Below are 8,816 nucleotides of genomic sequence, written 5' to 3'. Positions count from 1 at the left end.
CGCAACGGGCGCGCTCGCCATCGACAACGCTCCGGGCGCTGCCCTCGATGAAAGAGCGCTGTTCCATCTGTTCAATCTGGCGCGGCAAACCTCGGGCCATGTCCTGATCGCCTGCGAGAGCGACCCCGCAAACTGGGCCGTGGCATTGCCCGACCTCGCCTCGCGGCTCAAGGCACTTCCCGTCGCCCGGCTGGAGCCGCCCGATGACGGCCTGCTCCGGGGTGTGCTGGTGAAGCTCTTCGCCGACCGGCAGCTCGCGGTGGAGGAGGCGCTGGTCTCCTACATGCTGCTGAGGATGCCGCGCTCGCTCGACGCCGCCCGCGCGCTGGTGGCCGAGATCGACCGGGTGGCGCTGGTAGAAAAGCTGCCGGTGACACGGGGGCTGGTGAGCCGGGTCTTGCTGGATCTGACCGAACCCGGAATGTTCCCCGAGTAACTGGAATGTTTCAGCATTCACCGGATCGTCATCCGGCTGTTATACTGCACGGGAAACCACACGGCCTGCCACATTCCGAAGGACAGCCATGACCGAGCAACTTCCGATCACCCACCCGGCGATCACCCTCGATACGACGTCGCGCTTCATCAACCGCGAGATTTCGTGGCTGGGCTTCAACATGCGGGTTCTGGAGGAGGCGCGGAACACCTCGCACCCCTTGCTGGAGCGGCTGCGCTTCCTGTCGATCTCCGGCAACAACCTCGATGAATTCTTCATGGTGCGCGTGGCGGGCCTTGCGGGCCAGGTCCGCGAAAAGCTGACGCAGGTGAGCGACGACGGACTGACCGCCGCGGAACAGCTCGAACGCGTCCGCAGCCTCGCGCAGGAACTGATGGCGGAGCAGGACCGGCGCTGGCACCGGCTCAAGGGTGAACTCGCGGAGAACGGCATCGCCATCACCGACGGCAGCGATCTTCATCCGCATGAAAGGGCCTGGCTCGACCAGCGCTTTCTCGAGCAGATCCTTCCCGTGGTGACGCCCATCGCCATCGATCCGGCGCATCCGTTTCCGTTCATTCCCAACCGCGGTTTCATCATCTGCCTCGAACTGAAGCGCCGGAAGGATGGAGGGCATATGAACGCGCTGCTGCCCATTCCCCAGCAGCTCGACCGTTTCGTGAGGCTGCCCGCTGCCGAGGGTTCGTCCGACGTGCGGTTCATCTCGCTCGAAAACATGCTGAGCCAGTTCATTCCGCGGCTGTTCCCCGGATATGACGTGAAGGGGCAGGGTCTGGTCCGCGTCATCCGCGACAGCGACCTTGAAATCGAGGAAGAGGCAGAGGACCTCGTGCGGGTGTTCGAGTCCGCGCTGAAGCGCCGCCGCCGTGGATCGGTCATTCGCATGGAAGTCGATGCGGCAACACCTGGCTCGCTCCGCGACTTCATCGCCGACCAGATCGACGTGCCGCTCGACGCCATCGTCGAATGCGCCGGGCTGGTCGGCTATTCCGACACCAAGCAACTGATCCTCGACGAGCGTCCCGACCTCAAGTTCAGCCCCTTCATCGCGCGGTTTCCCGAGCGTATCCGCGATCATGGCGGTGACTGTTTCGCGGCGATCCGCCAGAAGGACATCGTCGTCCATCACCCCTATGAATCCTTCGACGTCGTGGTGCAGTTCGTGCTGCAGGCGGCGAATGATCCCGATGTCGTCGCCATCAAGCAGACGCTCTACCGCACCTCGAAGGACTCGCCAATCGTTGCAGCGCTTGCCAAGGCGGCGGAAGCGGGCAAGTCGGTGATGGCGCTGGTCGAGCTCAAGGCCCGCTTCGACGAGGAAGCCAACATCCAGTGGGCGCGCGACCTCGAGCGTGCGGGCGTGCAGGTGGTTTTCGGTTTCATCGAGTTGAAGACGCATGCCAAGGTCTCGATGGTGGTGCGCCGCGAGAGCGGCATGATGCGGACCTATGTGCATTTCGGCACCGGCAACTATCATCCGATTACCGCCAAGGTTTACACCGACCTCTCGTTCTTCACCTGCGACCCGGCACTTGCCCGCGATGCCGCGCGGCTGTTCAACTTCATCACCGGCTATGCGCAGCCCGAGGAACTGGAGAAGATCTCGATCTCGCCTATCAACCTCAAGCAGCGGCTGCTGGAGAACATCGAGGCGGAAATCGCGCACGCGAAGGCCGGCCGTCCGGCGCAGATCTGGGCCAAGATGAATTCGGTAGTTGATCCGGAAATCATCGACGCGCTGTATGCCGCGAGCCAGGCAGGCGTCCAGATCGATCTCGTGGTGCGCGGCATCTGCTGCCTCAGGCCCGGCGTTCCCGGACTTTCCGAAAACATCCGTGTGAAGAGCATCATCGGGCGCTTCCTGGAGCACTCGCGAATCGTCTGCTTCGGTGCTGGCCATGCGCTGCCCCACAATAAGGCCAAGGTCTACATCAGCTCCGCCGACTGGATGCAGCGCAACCTGCACCGCCGCGTCGAGACATTGATCCCGATCGAGAACCCGACTGTCCATGACCAGATCCTCGACCAGATCATGATGGTGAACATGATGGACAACCAGCAGAGCTGGGAGTTGCTGGCGGATGGTTCGTCGCGCCGCATCGCGCCGGGACCAGAAGAAGAGCCCTTCAATGCACATGATTATTTCATGAAGAACCCGTCGTTGTCTGGACGCGGGCGCTCGCTCGCGGGTAATGTGCCGCCCGAAATCATCGAAAGACCGAAGAAGAAGGCCAAGGCGAAGACGTGAGCTGGCACAAGGGATTCAGGACCGAGCCACCGAAGTACCGCCCGGTCGCGGTGGTGGATATCGGATCGAACTCGGTGCGTCTTGTTGTCTATGACGGTTTGCGCCGGTCGCCTTCGCCGATCTTCAATGAAAAGATCCTGTGCGGCCTCGGTCGCGGCGTTGCCACCAAGGGCAAGCTGGCGGAAGACGGCATGACGCGGGCTTTGGCAGCGCTCAAGCGGTTTCGTGCGCTGGCCCGCCAGATCGGTGCCAAGCATGTCTATGCGCTGGCAACAGCCGCCGCGCGCGAGGCCAGCAACGGCGAGCAGTTCATTGCAAGAGCCGAGAAGGCGCTGGGCTGCAACATCAGCGTGCTGACCGGCAAGGAAGAGGCGCGCTATGCGGCGCTCGGCGTGATGGCCGGCATTCCCGAGGCCGACGGAATCGCGGGCGATCTCGGCGGTGGCTCGCTTGAACTCATCGACATCAAGGACGGCAAGTTGCGCGAGGGCGTGACCTTGCCCCTGGGTCCGCTGCGCCTCATGGACCTTGCGGGCGGTTCGATCGACAAGGCCAGGGAGATCGTCGACGAGACCTTCGCCAAGACCGGAATTCTGAAGTTGTTGAAGGGCCGCACCTTCTACGCGGTCGGCGGCACATGGCGCAATCTCGCCAAGCTGCACATGGCGCAAAGCCATTACGCGCTTCATGTCCTTCACTGCTACCGGTTGTCGAAGCCGCAGGCCATGTCGCTCTCCGGGCTGGTGGCCGGGCTTTCGCCCACGTCTCTCAAGGAAATTCGCGAGGTTTCCAAGAGCCGTTCCGACACGATGCCCTTCGGCGCGTTGGTGCTGGAGCGCCTTCTCGCCCACAGCGAGGCGAAGAACGTCGAGATTTCGGTCTATGGTGTCCGTGAAGGGCTGCTCTACGCAAAGCTTCCAGCCCGCAAGCGCGAAAGCGATGCGTTGCTGTCGTCGTGCTGGGACTTCGCAAGGCGCTATGCGCGCTCACCAGAGCATGAGCTGGAGCTCTGCGACTGGACCGACCAGATCTTCGGTCCCGGAAAGCTGGCCGAGACGGAACAGCAGCGGCGGCTCCGCTATGCCGCCTGCCTTCTGGCCGACATCGGCTGGCGGGCGCATCCCGACTATCGCGCCGAGCGTTCGCTATCGATGATTTCGCAAGCGGCCTTTGTCGGCATCGATCATCCGGGCCGTGTGTTTCTCGCGCTCACCGTGTTCTACCGCTACGATGGAGAGGGTGAGGAAGGCGACGACCTCGACCATCTCCTCGATGACGAAGACCACCAGCGCGCGCATCTTCTCAGCAGCATGTTCCGGCTTGCCTACATCCTCTCCGCCGCCATGCCCGGCATGCTCCCCAAGATCGGCCTGAAGATGGGGGACAACAAGACGCTGGTGCTCACGCTGCCAAAGAAGCTGGCCGATCTCGGCGGTGAGCGTGTCGACAAGCGCCTTGCCGGCCTCGCCGCCGAACTGGGCCGGACGGGCAAGGTTCTGATTAGCTGACCGCGGCCTGAATTTGTAATTTGTTGACCCTGTTTCTGGCAAACGCTGGAACTTTCCAATCATGCACGCAAGATCCTCAACTGGGAACGTTGGGGAGTTTGGCATGTCCAGGAACAACATCGTTCCGTTCCGCCGGTACGGATTCCGTTCTCGCGGCTCGCGCTTGCCGCACCGTCCGAGAATTTCGCCGGGCAGAAAGCCTCTCGCCTCGGTTACCAGGCTCAATATTGTGGCGTGGTCGATTGTGGCGGCACTGTCACTGGCTCTGTTCAGCCCCGCCGGAAGCCTGTTGGGGATCAAAGATATAATTGGAGACGGCGGTTTCTTCGGCAGCGCAATCGTGGAGGTTGTCGAAACCGGATACATCAGCGCTTGCACGTCGCGCTCAAACACCTGTGTCATCGATGGTGATACGATCCGCTATCGCGGTGAGAAGGTCAGGCTCAGCGACATGAACGCGCCCGAGATCTTTTCCCCCAGTTGCGAGAAGGAAAAGCGGCTCGGCCTTCGCGCCCGCAATCGGCTGGTGTCGATCCTCAACCACGGTGGCTTCGAAATCGTCGATGTCGGAGAAGGCTACGACAAGTATGGACGGAAACTTCGCAAGCTGAGACAGAACGGCCGGTCAGTTGGCGACATGCTTGTCGACGAGGGGCTTGCGCACAAATGGTACGGCTTCAAAAGAAGCTGGTGCTGACATCTCCAGCTATTGCCGCGTGAAGGCGTCCAGCATGTCGAAGCTGCGCCGCACGTAGTCAGCAGAGAGGTGGCGCTCGTCGCGGTAGACCAGCGTGCCGTCATCCTCCGATAGCGGGCAGCGCTCGGCGCCGCAGAGCGTGTCATATGGATCGGCGGTGCGGGCGCCGGTGCGCCGGGCAATCTCCACCAGCTTGTCGCGCATGGCGGAGGTGAGCGCCTCGGCGTCAGCGCGGGCATAGGTCTCGGGCGTCGGGCTTGGTCCGGCAGGGCAGAACCCGAGCCGCGCGCAGACCGGCAGCAGGCGGGTCGGCTGCATCACTTTCATCTCGTTCGGCGAGGGCAGCACGATCACGACATCCTTGCCGAGTGCATTCAGTTCGGCCACCTGCGTCTCGAAGTTCAGCAGGGCCCTGGCCTGCGCTTCGGGCTGATCGAGCGGCAGGAAGCGGCCATCGGCCTCGACCGTGAACTCGCTGCTGACGAGCTGTGGCACCCAGAGTGCGGCGAAGACCACGCGCTTCACCTCCGGACGGCGCACCTCGTCAAGGGCAGCCTTCAGGAAGGCAAGGCAGGTCTTGTTGCGTTCCTTGGCCACGCCGGTGACCGGCGGGCAGCCGCCGCGCGTGATGAAGGAGATGGCCAGCCGCTTGGGATCAGGCCGGGCCGCCAGTTCATCGATGCGCGGCAAGTAGTGCAGCATGTTGCTGTCGCCGATAAATACCACCTCGCCGCCCACCTGGCTCGGAAAGCGGGTGATCTCGCCCCTGAAGAATTTTTCCGTCGGGGCCGCGAAGGCGAGGCTCTCTTCGGTGGCTGCGCGCGATATGGCTTGCGCCAGGTCCGACGAGGCCAGCCGCGGCTTGAGGAGGCCCGTGGCTCCGAGCAGCCCGACTGCGCCGATCGCCAGCATGACGGCCACGAGTGCTGCGACCACGGCGCGGCCCTTGCGGTGCCTGACGGATCTTTCGACCCACACCCATGTGAGCCATGCGCAGAGGATGGAGAGAGCGATGACGATCAGGCCCGGCAGCACTCCATCGAGCGGCAGGTTGATGATGGTGGCAAAGCTCAGCAGCGGCCAGTGCCACAGATAGAGCGGATAGCTGATGAGGCCGATGAAGACCGGCACACGGCTGCCTAGAACTATGGCGTTGAAAGGCGCATTCGGGCCTGCGGCGATGACAAGTGCCGATCCGGCAACCGGCAGAAGTGCCCATGCGCCGGGGAAGGCATTGCTGTCGAGGATTGAGAAAGAGGCTGCGAGCAGAGCCGCGCCGATTCCGGACGCCGCATTGCGCAATGGCGCGCTTAAGGCGATGGAGGGTGCCGTGGCGGCGAGGAGGCCACCCACCGCAAGTTCCCAGAAGCGGGTGAAGGGCAGGTAGAAGGCCGTGTCCGGTTCGGATGCCGTGACGATGACGCAGGCCGCGAATGAGGCCGCTGCCATGGCCGCCATGGCGATCCGCGTGAAGCGGAGCGGCACCAGCATGAGCAGCAGGGGCCAGACCAGATAGAATTGTTCCTCGATCCCCAGGGACCACAGGTGCAGAAGCGGCTTGGTCAGCTTGTCGGGGTCGAAATAGTTGATCTCGGACCAGAAGGCAAAGTTGGCCGCGAAGACCACGCTTGCCGCCGTGTTGCGGCTGATCGCCAGGAACTCGTGCGGCAGGCCGGACCACCAGGCAAAGCCAAGGACCAGAGCAAGCACCAGCGCCAGCGCGGGAAAGATTCTGCGGATGCGGCGGGCATAGAATGTGACGAGCGAAAAGGCCTTCGCCGCGCGCTCCCTCAGGATGATGCCGGTGATCAGGTAGCCGGAGATGACGAAGAAGACGTCGACGCCCGCGAAGCCGCCGGGAATGGCCGCCGGGAACACATGGAAGATGACGACCGACAGGACGGCGACGGCGCGCAACCCGTCGATGTCGGGCCGGTAGGAGGCGTCCCATGCCGTGGCGGTCTTGCTCATCTGGTTTATGGTGTCCGCCGTCCGTGCCGTTCGGCCCCGTGCTACTCCGCCGCCTTCTGGACCGGCGCCGCGGACAGGACCCGCACGCGGCCGCGCTCGAAGCCAATGACGGCCTCGCCGCGCTTGATGGCGAGCGCGAGGTCGCCGAAAAGCTCGCGCCGCCAGCCCTTCATCAGGTGAACATCCGCATCGTCGCTTTCGGCGACCGCCTCGATATCCGAACTCGATGCCACGAGCTTCGGCGCAATGCCTTCCTTCTCGCAGACAACCTTGAGCGCCAGCTTGAGGACTTCGGCTGCGGCCTGGGTTGCCTCGCTCTGGTCGTCGCGGCCATCGTCGGGCTGGGGCAGGGACTTGGGGTCCATGCCAAGTCCGGCCTTCACGGCCGTGAGAAGCGCATCACCGATTCGCGATGTGCCCATGCCTCTCGGCAGCGCGCGGAGCTGGTTCAGGGCCTCGCGCGTCTGTGGCATCTGTGTCGCTACCTCCGCCACGGCATCGTCCTTCAGTATGCGGGAGCGCGGAACGTTCTTTTCGCGCGCCTCAAGCTCACGCCAGGCCGCGACCTGGACCAGAACGCCAAGCTGCTTCTTCGAGCGCAGCCTCACCTTGATGCGCTTCCAGGCATCCTCGGGCTCGGTGCGATAGGTGGCGGGATTGGTGAGGATGTTCATTTCTTCGCGCAGCCAGTGCTCGCGGCCGTTACGGTCGAGTTCGGTCTTGAGGCTTTCGTAGACCACGCGAAGATGCGTCACGTCGGCCAGCGCATAGACCAGCTGTTTTTCGCTCAAGGGCCGGCGCGACCAGTCGGTGAAGCGCGAGGACTTGTCGATCTGCGCCTTGGCAAGCCGGCGAACGATCGCCTCGTAGCCTACCTGGTCGCCGAAGCCGCAGACCATGGCGGCGATCTGCGTATCGAATACGGGATGCGGCACAATGCCTGCACGGTGGACCATGATCTCGATGTCCTGGCGCGCGGCGTGAAAGACCTTCAGAACGTCTGCATTGTTCATCAGGTCGAAGAAGGGCTTGAGGTCGAGGCCAGGTGCCAGCGGGTCGATCAGTCCGTTGAGCGTCTCGCCTGCGACTTGAATCAGGCAGAGATCAGGCCAATAGGTCGACTCCCGCATGAATTCGGTGTCGACGGTGACGAAAGCCTCGTTGGACAGTTGACTGCAGAGGGTTTCCAGCGATTCGGTGGTTGTTATCAGGTCCATTTCCGCAGGGAAGCGCGATCGCCCGCTCAGGTCAATGGTTTCGCGATAATTCTTGCAAAGGCAACAAAATCTTCTTTTAACAGTATTTTACTGAATTCTCTGGAGGCAATGTCTGAGGTGAATCGCATTCATCCAGGGTTGGCGCGGCTGGGCTGGGACTTCCAGCCGGCCGGGCTTTCCGCCGAAGGCTCAATCATTCCCTTGACTTGGGTTTTCATCCCTTGCATAACGCCGCAACTCAAAGGGCCCGGGTGATCCCCGGGCTCCTTGGCGTTTGGCTCAAGCAACGATTTTCTGCCAATCGGCAGCGAATCTGGGGGAGTGTCCCGAGTGGCAAAGGGGGCGGACTGTAAATCCGCTGCGTTATCGCTTCGAAGGTTCGAGTCCTTCTTCCCCCACCATCGCTTGAGGCCTGACGTCAGTGGGTTAAAAGGAGTTCGGACGACGGTTTTCCGGGCGGGTGTAGCTCAATGGTAGAGCAGCAGCCTTCCAAGCTGAATACGAGGGTTCGATTCCCTTCACCCGCTCCAACGTTTAAATCGCGAATGCCGCATGCGCGGCGAACAGGGTAGAGCCACGATGGGCAAAGAGAAATTCAACCGCGACAAGCCGCACTGCAACATTGGCACGATTGGTCATGTTGACCATGGCAAGACGTCGCTGACGGCTGCGATCACCAAGGTTCTGGCCGAGTCTGGCGGTGCGACTTACACGTCGT

6 protein-coding genes, 2 tRNA genes and 1 pseudogene are annotated in these 8,816 nt (G+C 62.6%); 7 read left to right on the top strand and 2 right to left on the bottom strand.

Going from position 1 to position 8,816, the window contains the following annotated elements; genetic code table 11:
• The 4 genes and pseudogenes from ACEW8Q_RS02200 to ACEW8Q_RS02185 all read left to right on the top strand — a co-directional run.
• Positions 1 to 436, top strand: a pseudogene (locus tag ACEW8Q_RS02200) (chromosomal replication initiator DnaA); the annotation flags it as partial.
• 88 nt (positions 437 to 524) lie between these two features.
• Positions 525 to 2,705 carry an RNA degradosome polyphosphate kinase gene (locus ACEW8Q_RS02195; RefSeq protein WP_373502414.1) on the top strand — a complete coding sequence of 727 codons (2,181 nt, stop codon included), beginning with the start codon at positions 525 to 527 and terminating at the stop codon, positions 2,703 to 2,705.
• A complete protein-coding gene (ppx, locus tag ACEW8Q_RS02190) occupies positions 2,702 to 4,213 on the top strand; it encodes an exopolyphosphatase (protein WP_373502413.1) in 1,512 nt (503 codons plus the stop codon). Before ACEW8Q_RS02195 ends, ppx begins: the two co-directional genes overlap by 4 nt.
• Before the next feature lie 103 nt (positions 4,214 to 4,316).
• Complete coding sequence (locus ACEW8Q_RS02185; RefSeq protein WP_373502412.1) at positions 4,317 to 4,910, top strand: thermonuclease family protein; 594 nt, start codon at positions 4,317 to 4,319, stop codon at positions 4,908 to 4,910.
• Between the two features lie 9 nt (positions 4,911 to 4,919).
• Here ACEW8Q_RS02185 and ACEW8Q_RS02180 read toward each other — a convergent pair whose 3' ends face one another.
• Positions 4,920 to 6,881 (bottom strand): acyltransferase family protein, encoded by a 1,962-nt coding sequence (locus ACEW8Q_RS02180; protein WP_373502411.1) that lies wholly within the window; start codon positions 6,879 to 6,881, stop codon positions 4,920 to 4,922.
• Positions 6,882 to 6,922: 41 nt separating this feature from the next.
• Entirely contained in the window at positions 6,923 to 8,098 is a 1,176-nt protein-coding gene (gene rnd, locus ACEW8Q_RS02175; RefSeq protein WP_373502410.1) for a ribonuclease D, read from the bottom strand.
• A gap of 315 nt (positions 8,099 to 8,413) precedes the next feature.
• Between rnd and ACEW8Q_RS02170 the strand changes: the two genes are divergently transcribed.
• The 3 genes from ACEW8Q_RS02170 to ACEW8Q_RS02160 all read left to right on the top strand — a co-directional run.
• A tRNA-Tyr gene (locus ACEW8Q_RS02170) sits at positions 8,414 to 8,499 on the top strand.
• Between the two features lie 55 nt (positions 8,500 to 8,554).
• Positions 8,555 to 8,628 (top strand) — tRNA-Gly (locus ACEW8Q_RS02165).
• Positions 8,629 to 8,677: 49 nt separating this feature from the next.
• On the top strand, positions 8,678 to 8,816 hold a 139-nt coding region (locus tag ACEW8Q_RS02160; protein WP_373502415.1), incomplete at its 3' end, for a GTP-binding protein.

The sequence above is a fragment of the Aestuariivirga sp. genome (genome assembly GCF_041738905.1).
GTDB lineage: Bacteria > Pseudomonadota > Alphaproteobacteria > Rhizobiales > Aestuariivirgaceae > Aestuariivirga.
The sequence above is the reverse complement of the archived record's forward strand: the minus strand, read 5'-3'. Positions and strand labels throughout refer to the sequence as shown.

What these genes read in the sequence shown, in the direction of transcription:
- ACEW8Q_RS02180 (WP_373502411.1), bottom strand. Translation starts at nt 6,881, where the DNA reads ATGAGCAAGACCGCCACGGCATGGGACGCCTCCTACCGGCCCGACATC.
- ACEW8Q_RS02195 (WP_373502414.1), top strand. Translation starts at nt 525, where the DNA reads ATGACCGAGCAACTTCCGATCACCCACCCGGCGATCACCCTCGATACG.
- ACEW8Q_RS02185 (WP_373502412.1), top strand. Translation starts at nt 4,317, where the DNA reads ATGTCCAGGAACAACATCGTTCCGTTCCGCCGGTACGGATTCCGTTCT.
- rnd (WP_373502410.1), bottom strand. Translation starts at nt 8,098, where the DNA reads ATGGACCTGATAACAACCACCGAATCGCTGGAAACCCTCTGCAGTCAA.